Origin of the sequence: Cellulomonas gilvus ATCC 13127 (assembly GCF_000218545.1) — a bacterium.
Lineage (GTDB): Bacteria > Actinomycetota > Actinomycetes > Actinomycetales > Cellulomonadaceae > Cellulomonas > Cellulomonas gilvus.
The window spans coordinates 3,236,683-3,263,049 of record NC_015671.1 but is presented as its reverse complement, the minus strand read 5'-3'; the positions used below and the strand labels follow the sequence as shown (position 1 = coordinate 3,263,049).

Annotated in this window: 15 protein-coding genes and 1 pseudogene; 11 read left to right on the top strand and 5 right to left on the bottom strand. The window is 70.3% G+C overall.

Features of this window, described 5'->3' with window-relative positions; translation table 11 throughout:
* Positions 1–219: 219 nt before the first annotated feature.
* Positions 220–1,899 (top strand): NERD domain-containing protein, encoded by a 1,680-nt coding sequence (locus CELGI_RS14880; RefSeq protein WP_013884962.1) that lies wholly within the window; start codon positions 220–222, stop codon positions 1,897–1,899.
* A gap of 167 nt (positions 1,900–2,066) precedes the next feature.
* Positions 2,067–2,711 carry a DUF6308 family protein gene (locus CELGI_RS14875; RefSeq protein ID WP_013884961.1) on the top strand — a complete coding sequence of 215 codons (645 nt, stop codon included), beginning with the start codon at positions 2,067–2,069 and terminating at the stop codon, positions 2,709–2,711.
* Between the two features lie 7 nt (positions 2,712–2,718).
* Here CELGI_RS14875 and CELGI_RS14870 read toward each other — a convergent pair whose 3' ends face one another.
* From CELGI_RS14870 to CELGI_RS14860, 3 genes are all read right to left on the bottom strand, one after another.
* Positions 2,719–2,937, bottom strand: coding sequence for a DUF4268 domain-containing protein (locus CELGI_RS14870; protein ID WP_013884960.1), 219 nt, complete (start codon positions 2,935–2,937; stop codon positions 2,719–2,721).
* Positions 2,921–5,071 (bottom strand): GmrSD restriction endonuclease domain-containing protein, encoded by a 2,151-nt coding sequence (locus tag CELGI_RS14865; RefSeq protein WP_013884959.1) that lies wholly within the window; start codon positions 5,069–5,071, stop codon positions 2,921–2,923. The genes CELGI_RS14870 and CELGI_RS14865 overlap by 17 nt, the downstream gene beginning before the upstream one ends.
* 496 nt (positions 5,072–5,567) lie before the next feature.
* Complete coding sequence (locus CELGI_RS14860; RefSeq protein WP_013884958.1) at positions 5,568–6,713, bottom strand: DNA cytosine methyltransferase; 1,146 nt, start codon at positions 6,711–6,713, stop codon at positions 5,568–5,570.
* 176 nt (positions 6,714–6,889) lie between these two features.
* Here CELGI_RS14860 and CELGI_RS14855 point away from each other — a divergent pair, with 176 nt between their 5' ends.
* The 7 genes from CELGI_RS14855 to CELGI_RS14825 all read left to right on the top strand — a co-directional run bounded on the left by CELGI_RS14855 (position 6,890) and on the right by CELGI_RS14825 (position 20,655).
* Positions 6,890–7,267 carry a very short patch repair endonuclease gene (locus tag CELGI_RS14855; protein WP_041574820.1) on the top strand — a complete coding sequence of 126 codons (378 nt, stop codon included), beginning with the start codon at positions 6,890–6,892 and terminating at the stop codon, positions 7,265–7,267.
* A 482-nt stretch (positions 7,268–7,749) separates the two neighbouring features.
* Positions 7,750–12,393, top strand: a complete 4,644-nt coding sequence (locus CELGI_RS14850; RefSeq protein WP_013884956.1) for a sacsin N-terminal ATP-binding-like domain-containing protein — start codon at positions 7,750–7,752, stop codon at positions 12,391–12,393.
* Complete coding sequence (locus CELGI_RS14845) at positions 12,390–14,126, top strand: UvrD-helicase domain-containing protein (protein WP_013884955.1); 1,737 nt, start codon at positions 12,390–12,392, stop codon at positions 14,124–14,126. Before CELGI_RS14850 ends, CELGI_RS14845 begins: the two co-directional genes overlap by 4 nt.
* A 251-nt stretch (positions 14,127–14,377) precedes the next feature.
* A complete protein-coding gene (locus tag CELGI_RS14840; RefSeq protein ID WP_245528118.1) occupies positions 14,378–17,299 on the top strand; it encodes a helicase-related protein in 2,922 nt (973 codons plus the stop codon).
* Positions 17,289–19,025 carry a DUF1998 domain-containing protein gene (gene drmB, locus CELGI_RS14835; protein WP_013884953.1) on the top strand — a complete coding sequence of 579 codons (1,737 nt, stop codon included), beginning with the start codon at positions 17,289–17,291 and terminating at the stop codon, positions 19,023–19,025. Before CELGI_RS14840 ends, drmB begins: the two co-directional genes overlap by 11 nt.
* Entirely contained in the window at positions 19,003–20,085 is a 1,083-nt protein-coding gene (locus CELGI_RS14830; RefSeq protein WP_013884952.1) for a DNA cytosine methyltransferase, read from the top strand. Before drmB ends, CELGI_RS14830 begins: the two co-directional genes overlap by 23 nt.
* Positions 20,086–20,394: 309 nt before the next feature.
* Positions 20,395–20,655, top strand: coding sequence for a hypothetical protein (locus CELGI_RS14825; protein ID WP_013884951.1), 261 nt, complete (start codon positions 20,395–20,397; stop codon positions 20,653–20,655).
* 306 nt (positions 20,656–20,961) lie between these two features.
* Here the strand turns inward: CELGI_RS14825 and CELGI_RS17835 are convergent.
* Together CELGI_RS17835 and CELGI_RS14820 are read right to left on the bottom strand one after the other, a co-directional pair.
* Positions 20,962–21,054, bottom strand: a pseudogene (locus CELGI_RS17835) (HAD family hydrolase); the annotation flags it as partial.
* 50 nt (positions 21,055–21,104) lie between these two features.
* Positions 21,105–23,075, bottom strand: coding sequence for an alpha/beta hydrolase family protein (locus CELGI_RS14820; protein ID WP_013884950.1), 1,971 nt, complete (start codon positions 23,073–23,075; stop codon positions 21,105–21,107).
* Positions 23,076–23,891: 816 nt separating this feature from the next.
* Here CELGI_RS14820 and dnaK point away from each other — a divergent pair.
* Entirely contained in the window at positions 23,892–25,739 is a 1,848-nt protein-coding gene (gene dnaK, locus CELGI_RS14815; protein WP_013884949.1) for a molecular chaperone DnaK, read from the top strand.
* Positions 25,736–26,362, top strand: a complete 627-nt coding sequence (locus tag CELGI_RS14810) for a nucleotide exchange factor GrpE (protein WP_013884948.1) — start codon at positions 25,736–25,738, stop codon at positions 26,360–26,362. Before dnaK ends, CELGI_RS14810 begins: the two co-directional genes overlap by 4 nt.
* Positions 26,363–26,367: the final 5 nt, after the last annotated feature.

Here is a 26,367-nt window from a genome sequence, read left to right as displayed (position 1 = left end):
GGCTGGGATGCTCTGGTCGTGCCGACGCGCGTCTGTCGGGCCGCAGGCGGCGCCCCTCGTCGGAGGACCGAGGCAGTCGCTTGACCTTCACACCATGTCAGGGCCCACCGGGCGGATGGTCACGCGGTCGGCGGACGAGCTATTGCCCCTTCCGTCCTCCGGCACCGACCTGCCCATGCCGATAGCGGGGGTGGACACCAACCTCTGGAGGTCACGGCAGTGGCACGTACCTACCCCGAGCATCCCGCCTTCCCCGAGGACGGCGGCGCCGAGCAGGCCGTCTGGCAGGCGCTGCGCGACCACCTGCCTGACGACGCGGTCCTGCTCGCGGGCACCGCGTTGCAGGACGGGGCGAAGGAACGCGAGATCGACCTGCTCGTCGTGTGGCCGGGCCTGGGGCTCGCGGCGATCGAGGTGAAGGGTGGGCACGTCACGCGCGCGGACGGGCAGTGGTGGCAGGGCTCCGGTGAGGGGCGCCATGCGATCGACCCGGTGGGGCAGGTGCAGGACGCGAAGCACACGCTGCTCGCGCTGCTGCATCGGCACGGTCTCGCGGCGGCGCGGGCACGGGCCGCGCACCTCGTCGCGCTTCCGCACACGTTCGTCCCAGGGGGGTGGGACGCACCGGAGCTGCCTCGCACGATGCTGCTCGACCGGGGCGACGTCACCGACGGCGGGCGGGCCGTCCACCTCGTGCGTCGGGCGATCGACGAGCACGGGGCTGGGCGGGCTCCGCTCGACGAGCCGTCGGCCGAGTCCCTCGTCGAGTGGCTGACCGGCGGGTTCCCCTCGCAGTCCGAGGCGCTCGCGGTGGCCGCGCAGTACGAGGACCACCTCGACCGGCTGACTCGCGAGCAGGCGCAGGCCATGCGCTACCTCGACGCGGTGCGCCGGGTGCACGTCGTCGGTGGGGCGGGCACGGGCAAGACGTGGCTGGCCCTCGAGCACGCCCGTCGCCGCGCGAAGGCGGGCGAACGGGTCGCGCTCATGTGCTACTCGCGAGGGCTGGCCCGGTACCTCGAGCGGACGACCACGCAGTGGCCGGTGCGGGAGCGTCCGGCGTACGTCGGGCTGTTCCACGAGCTGCCGGTGCGCTGGGGTGCGGCACCCGGCGACGACGCCGACCCGACCGACTGGGAGGAGCGCCTGCCGTGTGACCTCGGGGAGCTGGCCGCGCAGCGGCCGGAGAGTGACCTGTTCGACGCGGTCGTCGTCGACGAGGCGCAGGACTTCGGCGACGCGTGGTGGCCGGCACTGCTGCGGTGCCTGCGCGACCCCGACGGCGGAAGGCTGACGGTGTTCTCCGACGACGGGCAGCGCGTGTTCCCGCGCTCGGGCACCGCGCCGGTCGAGCTCACCGTCGTCGAGCTCGACGAGAACCTGCGCTCCACCAAGCAGATCGCCCAGCTGTGCGGTGCGCTGCACGAGGGCGTCACTCGCCCGCGTGGCTGGCCCGGCGCGCCGGTGCGCGTCGTGGACGTGCCGTTCGAGGAGGCCGTCGGCGCCGCGGACGACGCTGTCGAGGCGCTGCTCGACGAGGGCTGGGAGACCGGGCAGATCGCGCTGCTCACTACCGGGCGGCGCCACCCGATGCAGGTCGAGACCGTCGGGATGGCCGGGTACCAGGAGTACTGGGACGGGTTCTTCGCCGGTGAGGACGTGTTCTACGGGCACGTGCTGGGGTTCAAGGGGCTCGAGCGGACGGTCGTGGTGCTGGCGGTCAACGGGATCCGGGACGCGGCGCGGGCTCGGTCGATGATCTACACGGGGTTGTCACGAGCGCGTGTGTTGCTCGTGGTGGTGGGGCCGCTCGGGTACGTGGAGGAGGTTGGCGGAGAGGCGGTCAGGAGGCGGTTGGGGGATGCCTGGGCGTGGGCGGCGGCGTCCTCGACCGGGTGAGAATCGCCCGGGCGGGCGCGCAGTCTCCTGAACCTCGTGTCCGCCGGCCGTGCCTCTGCGACGATGCGGGCACGGCGGGCGCGCGGAACACGTCGCGCTCGGCGCCGCTTTTCTCGCGTAGGTCCGCGAGGCGGCCTACGCATGGCGCTCAACGACGAGGAGACGGCGTGCAGATCAGCGAGCGACTTGAGGCCCTCCTGGCACCGGGGGACGAGCAGGTAGCGGTGGCGGCTCTCCGGCGCTACTTCGCGCCATTGCCGGCGGGCGGCTTCACGGGTGCCTACTTCGAGCGGCTCGGAGGCGGAGGGGACCGGCCTGACGTGGCCAATACGTTCACCTCTGACGACATCGTGGCCGTGTCGATGCTCTCGGTACCTGTCCCCGCAGCCGCGGCGCTGCAGCTCCTCGAGGCGCGTGGACCGGAGCTGAGCGACCTACTCGCGAAGATTCCGACGGACGTGGCGTTCGCCGAGCTCACGGCCGACGAGGTGGGCGACGTCTGGTCCGTGCGGGACGCCTACCGAGAGCTCCTGGCTGTCCCAGGGATCGGCGAGACCACCGCCACCAAGCTGCTCGCACGCAAGCGACCGCATCTCGTCCCGATCCTCGACGCCGTCGTCACTGCCGAGTTGTCCGTCGTCAAGGGCCGGTATTGGGTGCCGTTGCACGCATGGCTGACCGCGGACGGCCGCGCCCAGCACCGACGTCTCGAGGAGCTCCGTCTGGCGGCGGGGCTCGGGCCGGAGGTGTCGGTGCTGCGTGTGTTCGACGTGCTCGCTTGGATGGTCGGCAGTGGATACCTGACCTCGTAGAGCCCTATCAGCTGAGCCGTCGCACCTCGCTCGTGTACTTCGGGAAGGCCGTGGCGAAGAGCTCGGCAGTGCTCACGAGCCAGTGCGCGAGGCCGGGGGCGAAGTTCTCGTCCCGCCAGTCCCCGACATGCCGCAGCGCAATCCTGCTGGCCTTGTATGCGGGGTTCTCGTGCCACTCCAGGGTGCCTCCGAGTGCTTCCTCGATCTCCTCACAGCGTGCGTGCAACTGCGCGAAAGAGCGCCTTGTCGTCCCGGACGTAGAAGGAGCACTGGACGCCTGAAGGGTCACGGGAGCTGAGTGAGAGGACGACGACGCAACCGGGGACGCCGACGTTGACGTCGACGGCGTCCTGGGTCGACGGGCTGGGCCAGTATCGGACGACCGCGTCCGTCGACTCGCCGAGGTCTCGCACCTTCTGAAAGAACGCCTGCCAGTGGGCCAGCAGTGGCCGGGTGTCGGAGGCCCGCCAAGCGGGCGCCTCGTCGGGGACCTCGAGCCCGACGAGGGAGGCAAGTTCTGCGGCGTCGACGAACAGCTCGGTGTCGGCACGTCCTTCAGCGTCGAATCTCAGGCCTTCGGCTTCGAGGTACGCGCGGGGTTCTTCGGTGCGGGCCGGGTCGAGCCACCGGAAGCCGGGCGAGATGGTCCCGCCGGTCTGCAGGACGCGCCACACCCCCTGCATGAGGTGCGTGATGATCGCCGCAACCGGCTGAGGGTAGGAGCCTGCGACGAGCGCGACCTCCCCGTAGGACGTCCACCGGCCGGCGGGGATCTCGGCGACGATCGAGGCGACCAGCCGACGGGTCGCCGAGGGTTCCTCGTCGCTCCCGCCGCTGAGGCCCTCGTTCGGTCCCGGCCAGAGCTGGATGGTCCGCTCGGCCAGCGCCGCGCCACGCGCGTCTATCTCCGCCACGCTCCAGGTCTCGCTTGCAGCGACTCCGCGGTTCATGTGGAGGCCCGAGTCGGCAAGCATGGACCGCTTGGCGGAGAAGGGCCGGTTGCTCAGCTCGCTGTTGTAGCCGGTGAGCGTGAGGTTCCCCAAGGTGTGGACGACGCGCTCGTGCTCGGCCCTGACGTCCGCGTCCTCGGGCAGCCCTGCGGCGAACTCCCGGCGGGCGGCGTCGGTCGGCACCTGGGGCAGGACGTGCTCGATCGTGAGGCGCGTGGGGTCCACGGCTTCCTTGGAGCCGTGGGACCCCTCGATCCAGTGGAGGATGAGCTTCTTCTGCGCCGCGCGGCCCTGCCAGTAGAACGCCACCACCCCGACAGCTCCGCGGATCTGCGCGTCGGTGGCGAAGTGCCTGCGCCCGCGCGACAGGTAGTCGCGTAGCGCGACGTCCACGGCCGGGGCGTCGGTGACCGCACCGACGGCCTGCAGGAGGCTGCGGTTGAGGCCGGCGGTCGCGCGACCGACGACGATGCGTCGCACGAAGTACGACTCCAACGTCAGCAGGGCTGCCGCGACCTGGGTGGACGTCGCGGTGCCCGCGGCTCGCCGGGCGAGGAGCGCCATGACGACGGGGTAGGCGGTGGTCGAGCCCCAGGCCCGGATGCGTTCGAGGCGCAGACGGATCGCCGGGTCGGGCTCGCGTGACGGGTCGAGGATCGTCGCGAGGAGGTCGCCGAGAGCGGCGATGCGTCGGACCTCGGACTCGATCTGCTCCGGCCCCGCGAGCTTCTCCAGGCGCTTCTGCTGGCCCGCGTAGGTCTCCGACTGCTTGGCGCGCTCGTCACGTTGGGCCAGGTCCAGCCAGAACAGTAGTTCCAGCTGGTCCGAGGTGAGCTTCTTCTCCAGCGGCAGCCAGACGGTGTCGTAGACGTCCTCGCCCCGCTCGCCGAGGCGCATGAACAGGTAGTTCTTCAGCAGGTCCGACTGGTTGAGCTGCAGGCCGGTGTTGTTGAGCGACTCGAAGATGCGGTGCGCGTTGTCACCTGGCTCGGCGGTCACGACGACGACGGCCAGCCCGTGGACGACGGCGTGCTCGATCTCCTCGAGATCGTGGGGGTCGTCGGGGTCGTCCGCGGCGGCTATCTTGGCCCGGAAGTGGTTGTACGCGACGCCGATGCGATCGGGGCCACCGGCATCCGGCGAGCGTGTCAGGACCGCCTTGTACGCCTCGCGGTCGGCCTGCGTGGGCAGCACCTTGGCGGGCTTGCCCTTGTCGTAGACGTTCGCCAGGTACTGGGCGTGGATGCCCTCCGCGCTCTCGGCATCGCCGGTCTCGGTGAGGTGGTCGCGCAGCGCCGCGAGCAGGAGCGTGAGTGTCGTCAGCCGCTGCTGTCCGTCAACGACGAGCAGCTTCGACATCCCGACCGCGGCGGCGAGGCGCTGGAGCTCGGATGCCAGTGCGCGCCACACAGTCGCCCATCCGACTCCGAGCCGGCGGGCGAGCCAGCGATCGTGGCGTGCTCACGACGCAGCTGAGCGACCGCCCACCTCACCGACCGGCGGTGACGAACCCCGCGCGCGGCCGGCCAGGGCCGGGACCTGCCCGGTGAACGGCCCGCACGGGCACGTCGCCTCGGGACAGCGGCAGCGTCGTTGCCGCCAGGCGACTCAACGCGCACGTCGCCGTGCGGCACGTCCCGCAGCAAACCGCACCCGCCGACCCCGCGGTCCGGGCAGCACTCCAAGTGCCAAGGCGTCGAGATGCCGCCCGCATCACCGCCACGCCTCGCGTCACGGGCTCTACCTGGACGCCGTCCAGGCCCAGCAGACCGTCACAGCGAGCACAGGGATCGGTCGTTGGGCGCGCGTCGGCGCGGCCCGTAGCGTGAGACGCGTCGGGGTCCTCGAGATGGATCGGGTTGCGTGACTGCTTCTGATCCTCGGGACCTCGACCCCTACTCTCCGCTCAAACCGCCGAGCCAATCAGGCCCCACCGCGTGGCGAAGAGCCCTTCACCCTCCGCGGGCCAGCCCTGGTGTGCGGCCAGGATCGCCCGTCCCACGGCGGCCCCGAGCTCCAGCGGCACAGCGTTGCCGATCTGGCGGGCGACCTGCTCCCGGGTGCCGGCCCAGACGTAGTCGCCTGGGAAGCCCTGGAGTATTGCCGCCTCGCGGTGGGTGATGACGCGGTGCGACTCGGGGTGCAGGTAGCGGCCCTTCTCGGGCTTGAAGAACTCGGTGCGGATCGTCACGGACGGCCTGTCCCAGTGGAGCCGCCCCATGACATCGCCGGAGCCGCTCGTGTGCTTCCTCCAGCACGGTGCCTTGAGGTCGTCCGGAAGGTCGAATCGGTTGCCGCCGTACGGGATGACTGCGAACCGTTCCAGGGACAGCTGACGGTAATGGCGGCCGATCTGCAGCTCGTCGGTCGCCAGCCCGCCCGGCATGGTGTCTCCGTTCACCGTGACTGTCCTCGTCGGCCAGACATCGGTCTCCGGCTCGGGGAGCCCTCGGATGGCCTCGGCCACGGTCCGGTGGCGTCCCACATGGGTCGGTGCGGGCCACCCAGGGGCCGGGACGTCCTCGCGGTGGCCGATGAGGATCGCGCGCTTGCGCGCCTGGAAAGAGCCGTAGTCCGCCGCGTTGACGACCCGGGCGCTGAACGACCAGTCCTCGAGCATGCCGCCCGGAGAGGTCGCCCGCCTGAAGAGGGCGAACTGCTCCGACTTCATGAACGATGCGACGTTCTCCACGACGAACCACTTCGGCTGCGCGCGCACGATGGTCTTCGCGTACTCGTACCACAGCGCATTGCGCTCGTCCTCGGCGTCCTGCTTGCCGAGCGTCGAGAACCCTTGACAGGGCGGACCGCCGACGATGACGTCGACGGACGGGACGTCGTACTGATCGAGCCATTCCTGGATCGGCCCCGCAAAGACCTCGGTCCCCGGGTGGTTGAGCTTGTAGGTCGCCGCAGCGGCGCGGTCCATCTCGACGGCGGCGATGCTGCGGAACCCGCCTGGCGAGGTGACGCCGGCGCTGAGGCCGCCGGCACCGGCGAAGAGGTCGAGAACCGTGAGGGTCTCAGCCGCTGGTGGTGTCCCGGTCGTCACGACGGTAAGGCTACGACGGCACGCGCGAGCGGTGGGCAACCCGCCACGCGGGGGAGACCGGGAACGGTTAGCGTCCCGCTGTGGTCGGTCCGATGGAGCCCGGGGATGCAGGCGGCGTTCCCTTACGGCCGGCGCCGCATGTACTCGTTCCGTCGTCCCCCGCGGTGTCGGCCCGCATGTCACGCCAGCACCGGCGCGACACCTCGCCCGAGCTCGCGCTGCGGCGCGCCCTGCACCGGCGCGGGCTGAGGTACCGCGTCGACGCCACCCTTCCGGGTATCCCGCGCAGGCGGGCCGACGTGCTCTTCCCCAGGGCCCGTCTCGTTGTCTTTGTCGACGGCTGCTTCTGGCACGCGTGCCCGCTGCACGCCACCCAGCCCGCCGCGAACGGCGAGTGGTGGCGCGCCAAGCTCGAGGCGAACGTCGCCCGGGACCGCGACACGGACGCTCGGCTCACCGCGTCGGGGTGGAGGGTGCTGCGGTTCTGGGAGCACGCCGACATGGAGGCCGCAGCCGGCGCTGTCGAGACGGCCTGGCTGGCCGGGCGCGAGTAGTTCACCCGCGTGGCCGATTGCTTCTCACCCGCTGCGCGCCGAGAGAGTGTTGACATGAGTGCGAGAACGAAGTCACCTTGGCCGTGGCGGAGGCCCCTCGGGCGCCAAGGAACGGAGGACCTCCGAGGCGCACGTGCCGCCGCGCGTCTCGAGCCCACGGCTGCCGTGAAGTCCCGGGTCCGCAGCACAGACGGGGCCGGAAGCTGGACCTGGACGACGCCATGCACGAGTGCGAGGACCGTGACACCGCGGGCGGATGGGGGCCCCGGACGGGAGTGACGGCAGGGTCGCCGCCCGCGTGCGCCTCGGACCCCGTTTCGCCCGAGCCAATGGGCGGTCGTGCCGGAATGCGAGCACAAAGTGCCTAGGAACTGTCGAACAAATGTGCGAATGATGGATGTCGAGGCTGCTTTGTCAGTGGCATGATGCAGGATTCGAGCGCGCCGGTGAATGCCGGCCGTTCGTAGGAGGGCAACGCGGAAATGGCATGGAATCCGTCCGGCGGGAACCTCGCCGACGTCGTGCGGGCGCAGACGGCCGCCTGCCTCGAGGTGTACGCGCGAGATGCGAAGCGGATCGAGGAGGACGCCAACAACGAGCGACGCATCGCCGAGGGCGGCTACCGTGACCGGCAGCTGCACGAGCTCGTGCAGAACGCGGTGGATGCCGCTCGCGACGGCGGTGGCCGGATCGAGGTGCGGCTGGCGCGGGACACGCTCTACGTCGCCAACGACGGCGAGCCGTTCACCGCACAGGGCGTCGAGGCCCTCATGGCGTCCGACCTCTCCTCGAAGGCGGACGACCGGATCGGCCGGTTCGGCATCGGCTTCAAGTCCGTCCTCGCCGTCACGGCCGAGCCGCGCGTCTACAGTCGCTCCGTCTCGTTCGCCTTCGACCGTGCCTGGTCGGAGAGCACCATCCGCGCAGCGGGGCTGACTGCGCCTCGCTACCCGGTGATGCGCGTTGCGCGTCTCGAGGACCCGCGAGCGGCCGCCGAGCGGGACCCGGTGCTCGCGGAACTCATGTCCTGGGCGACGACCGTCGTCGTCCTTCCCGCGCTCACCCAGCTGGGCTCCCTCAAGCGCGATCTGCTGGCGTACCGGGGTGAGTTGCTGCTCTTCTCGCGCCACATCCAGGACCTCCGGCTCCGGATCGACGGCATGGCGGATCAGCGGGTGACAGCGAATGAGCGGGCGGGTGGCCTCGTCGACCTGGTGAGCGAGGAGGGCGTGAGCACCTGGAAGGTCCTCTCCACGGTCTGGGCGCCGACGGCGGAGGCGCGCGCGGACGGCGGCCGGATCGCCGACAGGGAGCGAGTGCGTCTGGACTGGGCCATGGCCGTCACCGGCAAGGAACGCACGCGCGTGGGGGAGTTCTGGGCGTACTTCCCGACCGAGGCGAGAACGACCATGTCCGGCATCATCAACGCGCCTTGGCGACTGTCCGACGACCGCACCAATCTCCTTCAGGGCGCCTTCAACAGAGGGCTCCTGGAAGAGGTGTTCCCTCGGCTGCTGGCGAGCAACGTCGCCGAGCTCGTGGACGAGGACGACCCCGCGTCATTCCTCGACCTGCTGCCAGCGCGTGGCAAGGAAGGGCGCAGCTGGGCGGACGACGTCATCAACGAGCCGGTGTTCGACGCGCTCCGTCGCACCGCGTGCCTGCCGGACGTCACCGGTCGGCTCAGGCTGCCCTCAGAGCTCGACTTCGCTCCTGAGGGCATCGAGCCCGCCTGGGTGGACGAGTGGTCCCGTGCCCCGCAGGCGCCGACGGCGAACTGGGTGCACCCGCACACGCTGTCGACACCCGAACGGCGCCTCAAGGTCAGGCGTCTGGCCGACCCGGAGGGCAAGCGCAACTCGACCGCGAAGGCGTGGGTCGAGGCGCTCGCACGCCAAGGAGATCTCGAGTCGTGCGCAGCGGCGATCCAGCTTGCCGGTCGTATCGTCCGTGAGGCGGGCCCTCAGGCTGCCGGCAACCACACCAAGGCCCAGATCGTGGAGGACATCCGCAGAGCGCGGATCGTGCCGCTCGAGGACGGTGGGCTGGCTCCGGCGGTCAAGGGTCGGGTCTTCATCCGCTCCGGTCCCGAAGACGCCGCGGGCGTCTTCGTCGAGCCTCGTCTCGTGGACATCCCCGGCATCGTCGAGGCTCTCCGCGATCTGGGCGTCACCGTCCTCGACAAGCGGGCCGAGCTCGAGGCCGCCGTCCTCGACGCCGCCCGCCACGGCAAGGACGCCTGGAGGCGGGTGTGGGCCATCACGCGGCAGGTGTCGCGCGACGTCGCGAGAGAGGTGCTTGAGACGGGCGCGTCCGGTCCCGTCCAGGCATTCATCCGTGTCCGGACCGCAGCAGGAGGGTGGGTCGGGCTCGACGACGCGCTCCTCGCCGGCGCGGTGGTGCCGTCCCACGGTCGCCGGGACGCGCAGTTCCTCATCGATCCGGTCTTCCATGCTCCCGATGTGGAGCTCCTGCGAGAGCTCGGAGCAGTCAGCGAGCCGCAATGGCGCCCTTCCGGGCAGGTCCGATCCGGATGGTTGGCCGATTACCGCGAGGCGGCGAGGGTCGCGTTCAGATCTCGTAACGCCATCGACGTCGACTCGTCGGAGATCCTCGTCGAGGACCGGATGGTCCTATCACCTCTCGGGATCCTCGACGGCCTTTCGCCGGAGGGGCGTCTAGAGCTGACGCGTTCCGTGCTCGCCAAGGGGGCGATCCCCAGTTGGCGGGTCCGGCACGCCACCGACTCCCGGCTGAAGGCGATCCATTACCGTCCACCCGAGATCTGGATGCTCCGCAGACGGGGCATGATCGACAGCTCAATGGGGCCGATGGTGCCCCGTGATGTGCTCGTTCGCGGTGACGACCACCGACCCGACGTCTTCCCGGTTGCGATGGATCTCCCCGTCGAGCTCGCCGAGCAGCTCGGGGCTCGTACGTCTCTCAGCGCCTACGGTGCGGACCAGTGGGTGCGCCTCAAGCAGATCGCGGACTCTTGGCCGGAGGACGAGCGGCGCTACGAGTTCTACACGTACCTTCCGGGGCGTCTCGAAGCCCAGGAGCTGGTTGTGCGTGTCGGGAGCCGACGGGAGCGCGTGCATGCGCGCAACGTCGGCGTCACCGGGAGCCTCGCCGTCTACGAGTCCATGCTCGAGGCGCAGGTGCCTGCGATGGTGGTCGCAGACGGCGACGTCGAGCGCTTCGTCGAGCACTGGGAGATGCCGAAAGGCAAGGACCTCTTGCGCGAGGAGGTCGTTGCGGAGGAGACCGGAGAAGCCGTCTATCTCACCGACGAGTTCCCGCCGCTCAGGAACCACCCGAGCCTCGGGGCGGAGGACCTTGACGTCAAGCTCCAGCGGTGCAGCCGCATCGTGCAGCTGGTCGCGACGCCGCAGGGACAGGTCGAGAGGCCGATCCAGCAGCGGCGGGAGCCCGGCCGGGTGCTCGTGACCGCGACCGAGCCGTCGAAGACGCTGCTGCAGGTCTCACACGCCCTCAAGCTGGAGATGTCGTCTCAGGACGTGGAGCGCGTGCTCCGAACCATGGAGGACATGCGGGCGTCCCAGCACAAGGTCGCGGTTCGCCGAGCAGCGCGCACAAGCCCTGAGCACGGCCTCGTCACCGCGGTCGGTGCCGAGGCGCTGCGGGCGCAGGTCCCTCGCCAGGCGCTCGAGATGCTCTCCACGGGCGGTGACCTCGAGGACGAGGAGCTTGCGCGGCTCGTGCTCTCCGTGCACGGGGTCGGGGTGCTCAGGGTCCTGCGAGCTGCGCTCGACGAGAAGGGCCTGGAGCCGCCGCGTGAGTTCGCCGGCAGGCAGAAGGAGCGGAAGTGGGTCGCCGACCTCGGACTCCCCGCCGAGTGGGCGGGGTTCCCGGCACGGGAGTCGCCTGCGCGAGAGGCGATCGAGGGCCCCGTCGAGCTCAAGCCGCTTCACGACTACCAGATACGGGTCACGGAACGGATCCGATCCCTGCTCCTGGGGATCGGCCGTCAGCGCGGTGTGGTCTCGCTCCCGACCGGAGCCGGCAAGACGCGCGTGACCATCCAGGCCCTCGTCGAGGAGATCGCCCGTGGTCGCCTGGCAGGGCCGATCCTGTGGATCGCGCAGTCCGAGGAGCTCTGCGAACAGGCGGCAGAGAGCTGGACCTACGTCTGGCGCGCGCTCGGGCCGGGGCCGATGGTGCTCGGTCGATTGTGGGGCCCGAACGAGGTGGAGGAGGAGCCCGACGGTACCCAGGTCGTCGTCGCGACCGACGCCAAGCTCAAGTCCATCATCGACACCCGCTCCGAGCAGTACACCTGGCTGCGTGAGCCGACCGTCGTCATCGTGGACGAGGCGCACACGTCCGTCAGCCCCACGTACACGAGCATCTTCGACTGGCTGGGGCGCGGGGCGAAGGCCACGGAGGCGAAGCCACTCATCGGGCTCACCGCCACACCGTTCCGCGGGACGTCCGACGAGGAGACCCAGCGCCTGGTCAAGCGGTACGACAGCCACCTGCTCGACGACGGCGTCCTCGGTGAGGACCCCTACCGGACGCTGCGGGAGATGGGCGTCCTCGCCCACGTCGAGAAGCGCACCCTGGACGGCGCGACCGTCGACTTCACCGAGGCCGAGCTCGACGAGATCACGAGCATGGGGCGGTTCCCTCGTCGGCGCGAGCAGCAGCTCGGTGACGACCACGACCGCAACCGTCGAATCGTCGAGTCGATCCTCGACCTGCCGGACGACTGGCCCGTGCTCCTGTTCGCCCCGTCGGTGGAGAACGCACGTGCGCTCGCGGCGCTCCTGTCGCACCGTGGTGTGCCGGCCGTGTCGATCTCGAGCGGCACGGAGACACCCGCTCGCCGGCACTACATCGACCAGTTCCGCAAAGGGTCGATCCGCGTCCTCACCAACTACCAGGTGCTCACCCAGGGATTCGACGCCCCTGCCGTGAAGGCGGTCTACGTGTGCCGGCCGACGTTCAGCCCGAACGTCTATCAGCAGATGGTCGGGCGAGGTCTCCGCGGCACCCTCAACGGCGGATCCGAGAAGGTCCTCATCGTCGACGTCGAGGACAACCTCAGCATGTACGGCGACCAGCTGGCGTTCCGCGCCTTCGAGAAGCTGTGGCGACAGTGAGCGCGCCGCTGCTCGACCTCAGTCAGCGGGCGGCTGTGGAGGTCGACGTCTCCGTGCGGCAGGTCGTCATCGCCGGGCCGGGCTCGGGCAAGACAGAGGTCGTGTCCGCCTTGGTCGAGCACCTCGTGGTCGAGGAGCAGGTCGACCCCGAGATCTCCCTGCTCGTCCTGAGCTTCTCCCGCGCTGCGGTCCACGCCGTCACGCGCCGGCTCCGGGCGGCCGACGTCCAGGCGGTGGCTGCGGTCCGCACCATCGACTCGCTCGCTCAGCGGATCGTCCGGGAGGCGTACGGCGAGGAGATCGCCGGCAGGAACGTGTTCGACCGACGGATCGCACGAGCGACGCAGGCGCTTCAGGCCGGCGCCTGGGACCGTGTCCGCGAGCTCGAACACGTCGTCGTGGACGAGGTGCAGGACGTCGTCGGGCTGCGGGCGGAGTTCGTCTCGGCGCTCCTCGCCGCACTCGGTGACGGCGCGGGCTTCACGCTCCTCGGTGACCCGGCACAGGCGATCTACGACTTCCAGCTGACGCCCGAGCATCCAACGACGAGCGGGGAGCTCGTCGCGCGGGTCGAGGCGATGCCAGGCGTCCAGCAGCGTGTGCTCCTCGGCTCCTATCGGGCGGGCACCCGCGACGCAGCGGCCGCCGTCGCCCTCCGTGAGCTGGGCGACCCCTCGCTCAACGGCGCCGAGGACGACATCTGCGATTTCCTCCTCGGCGTCACACCCGTCGACGACGAAGGGATCCGTGAGCTCGCACGCCACCAGGGCGGCGGTCTCGTGGTGCTCACGGCGACCAACGGCCAGGCGCTCATGGAGGCCGAGGACCTGTGGAAGCAGGGGGTGCCCGTTCAGGTACGACGCCCACTCACCGCGCCGGTCACGGATGCCTGGGTGGCGGATGTACTCGGCCGGGCCGGGTCCTGGGATCTCGCGTCGCTCACGGAGGCCATGGGCGACGCAGGGATTGCCGTGGAACGGTGGCGAGGCGTCCGCGGTTGGGGACGGCCAGGGTCGAGGGCCGTCGAGACGCGCGAGGTCGCGCGTCGGCTCCGGAGCGGATTCGTGCCGGCCGAGCTGCAACCGAAGGACCCTGATGTGCCGGTGGTCTCGACGGTGCACCGATCGAAGGGTCTCGAGTACGACACCGTGGTGTTCGCTCAGTACGACGACCGCCGTGACACCGACGAGGACCCGGCGCAGATGGCGCGAGTCCAGTACGTCGCCCTCACCCGCGCCCGCTTCCGCCTCCTTCGCATCGAGCGAAACCGCTACCCGCACCTCGTGAGGCGCGACGAGCGCACGGGGCGCTGGCTGCGCTGTTGGCAGCGCCGCGGCAGTGTGAAGGCGGTTGAGATCCGCGGCGACGACCTCGAGCGGACCAGACCGCCGGGAGAGGACGTCGCGCGCGCCCAGGCGCACCTGCGCTCGCGCGTACGTCCCGGTGACCCTGTCACACTCGTCCACGACTGGACGAGTGTCGACACCCACTTCTGGGACGTGAAGCACGAGGGCGTGACGATCGGCCGCACGACGGCCGCCTTCGGCGAGCAGCTCCGAAGCCTGCTCGGCGGGAACCTCGCCCTCGACCTTCGCGGCGTGCACGTCGAGTGCGTCGAGACCGTCGCCGGTGACCCCGTCGACGACGCTGCGGGTGGGATCGGCAAGTACGGGATGTGGCTCGGGGTCCGACTCGTCGGCCTCGCGGTGCGTGAGTGGAAGGACGAGCTGTGAGTCGCTTGGACCCCTGGTACCGGGCGCGCAGCGCCATGGTGGCTGCACTCGAGCGTGACCTCCTGGGTACGGCCGAGGACGATCACCTCGACGAGCCGCCGCTCGATCGCTTCATCGTCGGCATCCTCCATCCGCCGTCGGACATCGAGATCGAGGACACCGCCGCGCCCCCTGAGGTGGAGACCGGGACGCAGGTGGACGCGGACGTCGACGCAGGCGTGAGCCTCTCGCGCATGCGAGCCCCGTCATCGATGGGCCTGACGTTCGCCGTCGACCCGAGCACTACCGCCGAGGTGGTCGTGACGGTGCGGGCCGATCGCTACGTGCCGGAGGTGAGCGCCGACGTCGTCGACGAGAAGCCGACTGAGGCGAGCGCCGAGGTGGAGGCCGTCGACCGTGTGAGGTCCAGCCGGCCGCGGAGCTGGAACAGGGTCGAAGCGGTCGACCGGTCCTGGGTGTTCGACACCACGGTCCCGGACCATCACAGGGTCGGTGTGGTCGACGGTCTCGAGCTGCGGGTGGTCGTCCGGCCGGCCGACGGCGCGGACGTCTCGATCACAGCCGCTCTGGTCAACACTTTCCGGGGCGAGATGCCGCACGGCACGGACGAGTTCGCGTGGTTCCGTCCGGTAATCCGGGTGGAGGCCGTCGGTGGATCGTTCAGTGAGCGACGCGGTCCGGCCCGCTCGACCCGAGGGAGCGAGGAGGCGAGCGCCGAGCTCCTGTACAGGGACGCCGTCGCGGTCGCCGTCGGGCACGGGTGTGCCGTCACCTGGGACGCCATCCCGACTCGGTGCCTGGAGACCACGTTCCTCCCCCGGCAGGAGGTGAGGGTCTCGCGCGCGGAGCGGGCCGAGCTGCGAGGCCGCTTCGGCATGGCGACGCTCGCGTCCACGGACGACCGCAGCGCACTCCACGACCTGGTCGATGCGTACGACGAGTGGGTTTCGGCTTCCGGCGCCCGAGTCCCCGCGCTCGCCGAGGACATTCGTGGGACCGCTGAGGACCACCTACGGACGGCCCGCGACGCCGCGCACCGCATGCGTCGAGGCATCGAAGTGCTCGACGCCGACGCGAACGCCGCGACAGCCTTCCGTGTCATGAACGAGGTGATGCAGGAGCAGCGCGCGCGTCAGGAGATGGTGCGGTCGGGAGGCGAGACGCCGCCGACCGCGGAGCAGCAGTGGCGTCCCTTCCAGATGGCCTTCATTCTCCTCAACCTCGAGGGCCTTGTGGACCAGAAGTCGGACGAGCGGGAGATCGCCGACCTGCTCTGGTTCCCGACCGGCGGTGGCAAGACCGAGGCGTATCTCGGGCTCATCGCCTTCGTCCTGGCGCTGCGCAGGCTGCGCGGCGGGAAGGGCGGGGGCGGAGGAGTCGGCGTCGTGATGCGCTACACCCTGCGCTTGCTCACATTGCAGCAGTTCGAGCGCGCCGCCGGGCTCGTGTGCGCGCTCGAGAGATGGCGAAGCCGTGCCCTGCCGGACGCGGAGCCTGTCACGATCGGTCTGTGGGTCGGTCGGTCCGGTACACCGAACACCCACGAGGCCGCGTCCGCGGCGCTCAAGTGCCTGCGCGACGGACGGCCGACGGGCGATCACGGAAACCCTCGACAGCTCCTGTCGTGCCCGTGGTGCGGTGCCACGCTCTCGCACGCTGCGTACTCCCTCGACCGTGGTGTCCCGCGACGCCTGCGTGTGCGCTGCCCGGGGGATCGATGCGAGTTCCGAGACGGGCTCCCGGTCCTGCTCGTCGACGAGGACGTCTACGACGTCCGACCGTCGCTCCTCATCGGGACCGTGGACAAGTTCGCGATGATGGCGTGGAACCCCAAGGTCCGGCGCATCCTCGGATCCGATGGCGCGGTCGAGCCACCTGACCTCATCGTCCAGGACGAGCTCCACCTGATCAGTGGTCCCCTCGGCACGCTGGTCGGGCTCTACGAGACGGCCGTCGATGCCGCGGCGACCGGAGTCGCGCGCCCGAAGATCGTGGCTTCGACCGCCACGATCCGGCGAGCCGACGAGCAGGTGAGAGCCGTCTTCGACCGAGAGACGCGCCAGTTCCCGCCCCCGGGCATCGACCCGGGGGACAGCTTCTTCGCGGTGGAGGCGCCGGCGGAGGAACTGCCCGCAAGGCAGTACGTGGGCGTGCTCGCACCAGGCACGAGCCACGCGACGCTGCTCGTCCGGTCGTACGCGGCTCTGCTCCAGGCCGGGAAGGACCTCGACGCGACCGATGAGGTCAAGGACGCTTACTGGACGCTTCTCGGCTACTTCAACAGCCTCAGGGTCCTGGGGGCCGCGTTCATCCAGTCGATCGACGACGTCCCGGCGAGGATTCCCGTGGTCGCACGGCGCGGGGGGTCCGAGGCGCGCGAGATCAACGAACCGAAGGAGCTCACGTCACGCGTGCCCTCCGACGAGGTCCCGCAGCGCCTCAAGGAGCTGAGCACGTCGTTGGGGGGCGACGACTGCCAGGACATCGTCCTGGCGACGAACATGATCTCCGTCGGCGTCGACGTGGACCGGCTCGGTCTCATGGTCGTCATGGGGCAGCCGCAGACGACGTCCGAGTACATCCAGGCCACGAGCCGCGTGGGCCGGAGACATCCGGGCCTGGTGGTGACGTTGTACAACTCGGCACGGACGAGGGATCTCTCGCACTACGAGTCCTTCTTGCCGTACCACCGCGCGCTCTACCGACAGGTCGAGGCCACCGGTGCGACCCCATTCGCACCGCGCGCGGTGGACCGTGGACTGCACGGAGTGCTCGTCTCCCTCGTGCGTCTGCTCGTGCCGGGTGCATCCGAGGACACCGCCGTCGCGGCCGTCACCGACGAGGCGGCGACGGAGAGCATCCGCGAGATCGTCCGCGAGCGGGTCCGCGACGTAGCGCCGGAGGAGGAGCAGCGTGTGCTGGACGCTCTCGATGCGCTGGTCGAGAACTGGAGGGACGCCCTCGACGACGAACGGGTCCAGAAGTATGCCTCCTGGAGTGCCCCGATGGGGGCGCTCATCGTGCCTGCCGGTGGCTCGCCGTTCGGGCGGCAGGAGAACCAGCTCGACCAGTTCCCGGTGAGCGAACCGGCGTGGCCGACTCTCACGAGTCTGCGCAACGTCGACGCCACCAGCTCGCTCTACCAGACGCGGAGGAAGCACAGTGGCCAGTAGGGCGATCGGGGAGGCCCGGCAGAGCCAGCTCGTCACGACGTACGGGGTCGGGAGCCTCTTTCCTGCCGAGGACCAGAGCTTCGTCGTCATGGGGATCGAGTACTGGCCCTCCACGTCACCCCGTCTCGACGAGCCCCGTCTCGCGCGGGCGCTCGGAGTGACCCACTTCCGCACGCCGGCGGCAGGCCTGCGTGGCGGCGACGTGCCGGTCATGCGGTTCCCGCTGGCGCACTACTGCCCGAAGTGCCACGTCCTGGGCCCGCTCAACAGGCTCCAGGACCAGCAGACGATGTGGTGCAAGCAGTGCCAGGGCGCTCGGCTCGTCCCGTCCCGATTCGTGGCGTGCTGCGACGCGGGGCACATCGAGGACTTCCCGTACTACCAATGGGTGCATCGTGGCGAGGAAGCGGAGTCTCAGAGCGCTGACGAGCACAGGCTGAGTCTCCGGATGCTCGGGCGGTCGTCGTCGCTCTCCGACATCGTCATCGGCTGCTCGTGCGGTGTCCAGGCCAAGACGCTGAACGGGGCCTTCGGTCGGAACGCGCTGCCTCCGGTGCGTCGATGCAGTGGTCGTCGCCCCTGGCTCGAGACGGACGCGTCCGACTGCGACCGTCCCTTGCGTGCCCTCCAGCGAGGATCGTCCAACGTGTGGTTCGCAGCCATGCGCTCGACGATCTCCATCCCGCCGTGGTCGACCGCTGCCGCATCGTTCGTCGACCGGCACTGGATGGTCCTCGAGCACCTGCCCGAGGACGCCCTGTCGGCGACGCTCTCGCGGATGGTTGAGAACTCCCCGGGAGTGACGGTGGACGCCGTGCGTGCGATCATCGCGCAGCGTCGCGGTCTCGCGGCGCGCAGCGCGCTCACCGAGGCCGAGCTCCGGCACGACGAGTACAACGCGCTGTGCGCGGGTACGGGGCCGGGCGCATCCCTCGACACGTTCATCTGCGAGGCGCAGGAGGTCGACGCCTCGGTCGCTGACGAGGTTGTTCAGGTCTCGGCGGTCCACCGGCTGCGCGAGGTCCGTGCACTGGCGGGTTTCTCGCGCGTGACACCTGCGGTGCCGCGAGTCGACGACTCGGGTGAGGACGTGGGCGCCGCAGGCTTGTCACCGTTGAGCGAGGCGCCACTGCCCTGGCTCCCCGCCGTGGAGGTGCACGGCGAAGGCGTTTTCGTCAGGCTCCGGGAGGACCGGCTCGCCGAGTGGGAGCGCACGGCCGCGGCCCGTGGCCGGGCCGATGCGATCACCATGGCGCAGGCCCGCAGGGACAGGGCAGCGGGACGGCCCGCGGCGCCACCCGTGGCGCCGAGGACAGTCGTGCTGCACACCCTCGCGCACATGCTCGTCAACGAGCTGAGCCTGCACGCCGGGTACCCGGCGTCGGCGCTGCGTGAGCGGCTCTACGCCGCTCCGGGGCAAGCGGGGATCCTCGTGTACACCGCGTCGTCCGACTCCGCCGGGAGCCTGGGAGGGCTGGCTGCGCTGGCCAAGGAGCGCGTCTTCGCGCCGATCTTCCGCACCGCGATCGAGCACGGCCGGTGGTGCTCCTCCGACCCCGTGTGCGCGGAGTCGCGCGGATCGGGCACCGACAACCTCAACCTCGCAGCCTGTCACGCGTGTGTGCTTCTGCCCGAGACCAGCTGCGAGCACCGCAATGTCCTCCTCGACCGGGTCGCCGTCGTCGGGAGCCAGGAAGTCCCCGATGCCGCCCTCTTCCCGGCGTGACGCCGTCGCCGGCGAGAACGTGGTCCCCGTCCTCGACCTCTTCGCCGGTGCCGGTGGCCTGACCGCCGGCTTTGTGTCCACGGGGCGCTTCAGGTCCGTGGGCGCCGTCGAGCGTGACCCGCACGCCGCCGCCACCTATGCGCTCAACCACGGCGATCACGTCGTCGTCGGGGACATCGCGCAGTACGCCGAGGGCTCGTTCCCGCGTGCCGAGGTCGTTCTCGGTGGTCCGCCGTGCCAAGGCTTCTCGCTACTGGGCAAGCGAGATTCGGACGACCCGCGCAACCGGATGTGGCAGCACTACCTCCGTGTTCTCGAGCGGGTCCGTCCGGCATTCTTCGTCATGGAGAACGTACCGCGGTTCCTCGAGTCACCGGAGTACCAGGCGCTTGCTGCGGAGGCATCTCGAGGAGGGCGCCTTCAGGGCTGGTCCCTCGAGGCATGGGTGCTCAACGCCGCTGATCATGGCGGGGCGCAGAACCGGCGACGGGCATTCTTGGTCGGCCGCCGCGCAGGCACCCGCCCGTTGGGGCGGCCTGACCTCGACGCTCGGCGGACGTGCCTCGCTGACGTGCTCGCGGATGTGGATGTCCGTCCTTCTGCGGCACGGCTGCCCGAGTCGTGGGTCGAGGTGAACGGCGCGCTCCACCCGGGCGCGTTCAAGAGTCACGACCTCCACTTCATGCCTGCCGCGACCCCGTTGTCCCGTGCGCGCTACGAGTCGATCCCGTACGGCGGCAGTCGCAGGGATCTTTCCGACCACCTGCTCGCGGAGTGCTGGCGCGGCAACACGCGCGGCGCGAGCGACGTCATGGGCCGCCTCGTCTGGGAGCGGCCGGCGGTCACAGTCCGGACCGAGTTCTACCGACCCGAGAAGGGGCGTTTCCTCCACCCGACCGAGCACCGCCCGATCACTCATCTCGAGGCCGCTCGCATCCAGGGGTTCCCCGACGACTACCTGTGGGTCGGGACCCGTGCATCGATCGCGCGACAGATCGGGAACGCTGTGCCACCTCCTCTGGCTCGCGCGGTGGCGGGCAGACTGGCAGAGCACCTGTGACCTGGTCGGCCCGTCGGGGGAATTGGGCGGAGAGGCTCGCGCCTGCCACGGTCGCGCAGGACGGTCGCGCGATAACGTGGCCGAGCGTCCTTCGTTCGACTCGACTGCCTGTCGGTGTACGCACCCGTCGGTGCAGCCGCGCAGCGCTGCGCCATCCGCGGACGGTCGACGGATGACGCGCGGAACGTGGGGCCGGTCGGCATCGGGTCCACCGTCGCCGTCAGCCAAACGTCTGGGTAGCGTGGTCCAGCGGGGTGAACGCGGTCTCTGCCCCTAGCTCGTCGTGGCCGAAGCCGCGAAGCTGCTCGCATGGCTGTGCGCGACGTCCTGCGGGATTGGTTGGTCGAGGCGCTCGAGTCGCTGGGCGGCTCAGGATCGGTTCTCGAGGTGAGCCAGGAGGTCTGGCGGCTACACCAGCGGGAGATCGAGAGCGCCGGCGACTTGCTCTACACCTGGCAGTACGACCTTCGCTGGGCGGCGACCGTGCTTCGGAAGACCGGGGTCCTGGCTGACAACTCGAGGGGCGAGCCCTGGACCCTGGCGCGGGCAGGGCGCGCGAGGGTCGAGTAGCGCCACCGTCACCGGTAGCCAGGCGGCGGCCAGCCGCTGACGCATCAGCAGCTGCGACCCCGACGTCACCGCGGCCCATCGATCGGAGCGGAGGCGAGGGTCGCCGCGGCGAGCGCGCCGGGGGCCGACTGTGCGCGCGTGGAGGCCCCGCGTGGCGGGGAGCGCGATCCCGTCATCCAGGTCCGCCAGCTCCAGCCGCTCGAGCGAGGTGACCGCAGCGGCGCAATGCTCGCTAGGCACGAACTCGGCCGCCGTGTCTTCTGAGCGGCGCCCGTGGCCGACCCGGAGGACCTCCACGGCGTCGATCCCGCGGGCCACGGACCACGCGCGCCACGCCCGCTCGACCGCTGAGGTCGAGTCCACCAGCGTCCCGTCGATGTCGAACAGGATCGCGTCCACATCGAAGCCATACGGAGCAACCTTCGGGCGTCGCGAGAGGGAGGAGTGGGTCAAGGCCCTCGGAGTGGGTCGGCGTCCTCCTCGGTGCTCACCCGCTTGCGTCGCAGGAAGGCCGAGACAGCGCTGCGGGCGTCGTCCGCGGCTGTCCGCGCGCGACGTGGGTCGGGGGCGCCGTCCCCGTCGATGTCGACGGACCGGAACGCGTCGGTGGCCCGTTCCAGTATCGCAGCGGGCGACACACTCGGCCCGTCAGGCTCCCCCGGGCCCAGCCCCACGGCGGTGAGGTACGCCAGGGCTCGATCGACCGTCCTGAGCTTGCGCTCGAGTTCCTTGAGGGACGGTGCTGACGGGTCCGAGATGACCGCAAGATGAGCCTGCTCCCGGCGGAGCGCCCTGCCGGCCTCGGCGAGGGTCGCCCATGTGGCGAAGTCCTGCTCGAGCTCTTGGCGCTGTCGCAGGATGGCGGCGGTCAGCTGCGTCGAGACGACGGCCTCGACGGCCTCGGCGGTCGTGCCCGGGCTCGTCAGACCCAGCACCACCCCGCCACCTCCGGTGCCGACGAGAACACCGGCCGTCAGAAGGCCGCCGATCATCCCACCGGGGCCGAAGGCTGCGAGCGCACTGGTGATCGCCGCCGCTCCCGCGACGCCGGGTGCCGCGGCAAGTGCAAGACCCCCGGTCGCCGCGACGAGCGCCGCGGCCCCGAGCCCGAGGGCGGTCCACCTCACCCAGTTCGTGCTCCCGGAGAGCGCCTCTCGGACCGCTACCCCGGCGTCGATCAGATCACGTGCGTACTGGCGCCCGAGGCCCATCTCGATGGTCAGGTCCTCGAGCGCCTCGACGCGGACGGTCTCGTCGACGTCGATCTCGAACGGTCGGATCACGTTGGCGGTCATGACGCTGATCAGCGGCAGCACCGCCTCGTCCTTCGAGACGGGCGAGATCCGACCGGGTTCGGGAACGGGGGAGTGCGGATCGGTCAGGTCGAGGGCCAGGGACGCGACAGCTGCCGGCACCGGCCTGTCGTCTTGCGTTCGACGGTCCATGAGTGCCGCGACCGCATTCGCCTGGACCTCACGCCGTGCGCAGGCGTACCTCTCCTTGACGGCCCCCTGGAGCTTGACCTCGGTGAGATAGGCATAGCGGAGGGCGAGAAGCATGAGCGTCTCGGTCGCATCAACGGGCACGTCGAGCCCCTTCATGACCGTGGCGAGCTCCTTGGACTGCGATCCGTGGAGCGCGTGGCCGACGACGAGCGCGACCCGCGCGTCAGCGAGGTAGGTCACGGCGTCGTGGACCTTGTGGTTGACCGTGGTCCTCACCCGGTAGTCAGTCATCCACGGGAACGCGGACGACACGCCCCTGTGCGTCGTCACGGGGTCGAGGGGGTTCCAGAAGCTCACCCACCAGTCCAGGTTGGTCGGCGGCTGTCGCAGCCCGTCGCGCAGTCCGTCGACGTGGAAAGACGCGCTCGACAGCGGGCTGCCGATGCTCACCATGCCGACGACGCGGACGCCTCTCGGCAGCCTGCGCAGGACGTCGGCCGCGACGACCGAGCCCAGACTGTGCCCGATGATCACGACTCGGCCCGACGCCGGGACCTCACCGAGCACCCTCGTCAGGACGTTGGCGCGGACCTGCGGCTTGCGGAGGTAGTTCGTCGCCTGAGCGAACACCTTGGCTCGCAGGGCGACGTCGGTGAGGGGTTCGCCCAGCAGCCAGTCCGACCCGCGCTCGTGCTTCTCGAGCAGGTTCTCGATCGCGCTCTCCCGGCGGTCGAACTCCAGTCGGTTCCGGCGTGCTTCCTCGCCGGACGGCTCCTTGACTGTGATCCCCGGCAGTGGGTGCCGGTCGTCGCTGGCGACCAGCGAGTTCGGGTACTTGGGGGCGATGACCGTTACACCGCCCAGCCCGGGGTACCCGATCTCGCGCAGCCTCGCGTCGAGCACGTCCTTCCAGACGTCGTCGGGGTCCCCCGCGCCCACTCCGTGCAGGAACAGCAGGACGGGCTGGTCGGTCACGTTCACTCCTGGGCGTTGATGGGCGAGCCACCCGGATCCGGCTGACGCCGCTCGCAGGATCGGACCGGGTCGAAAGGCGCCGGCGTCATCCGGTGTGTTCGTCGACGCGCGTTCCGACCGTAGTGGTCGGCGTCGTTCCTCGGGCCGCCGATCACCGATCTCCACACGAACGGATCGTCTCCCCCGCAGAGTCACCTGACGCGTCACCGCGCGCCCTGGATCGACTGTCCAGAAGACGCGCGTGACCTGTGTTCGTGCCGCGGAACACGAACGGCGTGCTCCGGGCGCGGGTGGGGTGTGTCGAGGGTCAGGTCTGCGTTCGGTGCTGTAGGAACCCACCGGACTCGTCCGCGGGCCGACGCTGTGACCTGCACCCTGACACGAAGGCGAGACGGCAGCCGTCTCACTCTCGTGTCAGGTCCTTCACGACGCCGGGGACGTGAGAGCGGCCACGACGACAGGGTTGCTCAGCCCGCGGACCCGGAGTTCCGGACGCTGTCCACCATTCTCGGTACCCGACGTGGGTCGACGTGCGGCTGGACCGTGCCGAGCCGTCCGAGAGCCAGGTGCGGACCGCGATGGCGAGGTCGTCGCGTGGCGGCACGCCCGGTGATCAAGGCGCGGGTGTCGTAGCGAGCGCCCGCGAGGCGCCGAGCAGCTCGCGCACCCCGGAATAGGCCCCGCCATCCGCAAGTTGAGCCCAGCAGACTCAAGTTCGGTCCGCCCGGCTTGCATGGCCCGAGGGTCGGGGTGCAAGGTTGAGCGCAGCGGACTCAAGAGCGTCCAGAGCACCGGAAGCGAAAGAAGGCACAGCACATGGCACGAGCAGTCGGCATCGACCTCGGCACCACCAACTCGGTCGTCTCGGTCCTCGAGGGTGGCGAGCCCACGGTCATCGCCAACGCGGAGGGCTCGCGCACCACCCCGTCGGTCGTCGCGTTCTCCAAGACGGGCGAGGTCCTGGTCGGCGAGGTCGCCAAGCGTCAGGCGGTCACCAACGTGGACCGCACCATCGCGTCGGTCAAGCGCCACATGGGCACGGACTGGACGGTGGAGATCGACGACAAGAAGTACACGCCGCAGGAGATCTCGGCGCGCGTGCTCGGCAAGCTCAAGCGTGACGCGGAGGCGTACCTGGGTGAGCCGGTCACGGACGCGGTGATCACGGTCCCGGCGTACTTCAACGACGCCGAGCGTCAGGCCACCAAGGACGCGGGCGCGATCGCGGGCCTCAACGTGCTGCGCATCATCAACGAGCCCACGGCGGCGGCGCTGGCGTACGGCCTGGAGAAGGGCAAGGAGGACGAGCTCATCCTCGTCTTCGACCTCGGTGGTGGCACGTTCGACGTGTCCCTCCTGGAGGTCGGCAAGGACGACGACGGCTTCTCGACGATCGAGGTCCGCGCGACGTCGGGCGACAACCGCCTGGGTGGCGACGACTGGGACAACCGGATCGTCGACTTCCTGGTGGCCGAGGTGAAGAACCAGGGCGTGGACCTGTCGAAGGACAAGATCGCGCTGCAGCGCCTGCGTGAGGCGGCGGAGCAGGCCAAGAAGGAGCTCTCGTCGGCCACCAGCACCAACATCTCGCTGCAGTACCTGTCGATGAGCGAGAACGGCCCCATCCACCTGGACACCAAGCTCACGCGGGCCAAGTTCCAGGAGATGACCAAGGACCTGCTGGACCGCACCAAGGCGCCGTTCAACGCGGTCATCCGGGACGCGGGCATCAAGCTGTCGGACATCGACCACGTGGTGCTCGTCGGCGGCTCGACGCGTATGCCGGCGGTCACGGAGGTCGTCACGGAGCTCACGGGCGGCCGTGAGCCCAACAAGGGCGTCAACCCGGACGAGGTCGTGGCCGTGGGTGCCGCGCTGCAGGCCGGCGTGATGAAGGGCGACCGCAAGGACGTCCTGCTGATCGACGTGACGCCGCTGAGCCTCGGCATCGAGACCAAGGGCGGCGTGATGACCAAGCTCATCGAGCGCAACACGGCCATCCCCACCAAGCGGTCGGAGATCTTCTCCACCGCGGAGGACAACCAGCCGTCGGTGCTGATCCAGGTGTTCCAGGGCGAGCGTGAGTTCGCGCGGGACAACAAGCCGCTGGGCACGTTCGAGCTCACGGGCATCGCGCCCGCGCCGCGCGGCATGCCGCAGATCGAGGTCACGTTCGACATCGACGCGAACGGCATCGTGCACGTGTCCGCGAAGGACCGCGGCACGGGCAAGGAGCAGTCGATGACGATCACGGGCGGCTCGGCCCTCCCCAAGGAGGACATCGAGCGCATGGTCCGTGAGGCCGAGGAGCACGCGTCGGAGGACAAGAAGCGTCGCGAGGACGCCGAGGCGCGCAACTCCGCCGAGCAGCTCGTCTACTCCACGGAGAAGCTCCTGGTGGACAACGCGGACAAGCTCCCCGAGGAGGTCAAGACCGAGGTCCAGGCCAAGGTCGGCGAGCTCAAGACCGCGCTCGAGGGCACGGACGTCGAGGACGTGAAGGCCAAGACGGCCGCGCTGTCGACGGCCGCGCAGAAGATCGGTGAGGCGATCTACTCGCAGGCGCAGGCCGAGCAGTCGGCGCCTGCGGACGCGCCGGCGGACTCGTCCGACGAGGACGTCGTCGACGCCGAGATCGTGGACGACGAGGACGACAAGAAGTGACCGACCAGCCGACGACCCCCGGGCCCGACGAGGGCCCGGGGGAGTCCCCCCGGTTCACCGACAAGCGACGCATCGACCCGGAGACGGGCGAGCTGCGTGAGCCCACGGCCGAGGAGGCCGTGATCGCGGAGGCCGAGGCCGCCGCGGCGGCGGGCCAGCAGGAGGCCGCCCCCGCGGGCGCGGCCGAGCAGCTCGCGGCCGAGCGGCTCGAGGAGCTGCAGCGCGCCAACGCGGCGTACTACAACCTCGAGCAGCAGTACTCGGCGTACGTGAAGCGTTCGAAGACGGAGGCCGGCGCGGCGCACGACCGCGGCGTCGCGTCCGTGGCCGAGGCGCTCATCCCGGTGCTCGACGACATCGAGCTCGCGCGTCAGCACGGCGACCTCACGGGCCCGTTCGCGTCGATCGCGGAGAAGCTCGAGGGGACGCTCAACCGCTTCGGCGTCGAGCGCTACGGGGCCGTGGGCGAGGAGTTCGACCCCGCGGTGCACGAGGCGCTCATGCACTCGCACTCGGCCGACGTGAGCGTCGCGACGGTCCAGATGGTCCTGCAGCCGGGCTACCGGACGGCGGAGCGGGTCCTGCGGGCCGCGCGCGTCGCCGTGGTGGACCCGGAGGCGTGACGACG

Coding starts and splice junctions, on each gene's coding strand:
- CELGI_RS14850 (WP_013884956.1), top strand. CDS start 7,750: ATGGCATGGAATCCGTCCGGCGGGAACCTCGCCGACGTCGTGCGGGCG.
- CELGI_RS14840 (WP_245528118.1), top strand. CDS start 14,378: ATGGGCCTGACGTTCGCCGTCGACCCGAGCACTACCGCCGAGGTGGTC.
- dnaK (WP_013884949.1), top strand. CDS start 23,892: ATGGCACGAGCAGTCGGCATCGACCTCGGCACCACCAACTCGGTCGTC.
- CELGI_RS14855 (WP_041574820.1), top strand. CDS start 6,890: ATGTCACGCCAGCACCGGCGCGACACCTCGCCCGAGCTCGCGCTGCGG.
- CELGI_RS14825 (WP_013884951.1), top strand. CDS start 20,395: ATGGCTGTGCGCGACGTCCTGCGGGATTGGTTGGTCGAGGCGCTCGAG.
- CELGI_RS14830 (WP_013884952.1), top strand. CDS start 19,003: ATGCCGCCCTCTTCCCGGCGTGACGCCGTCGCCGGCGAGAACGTGGTC.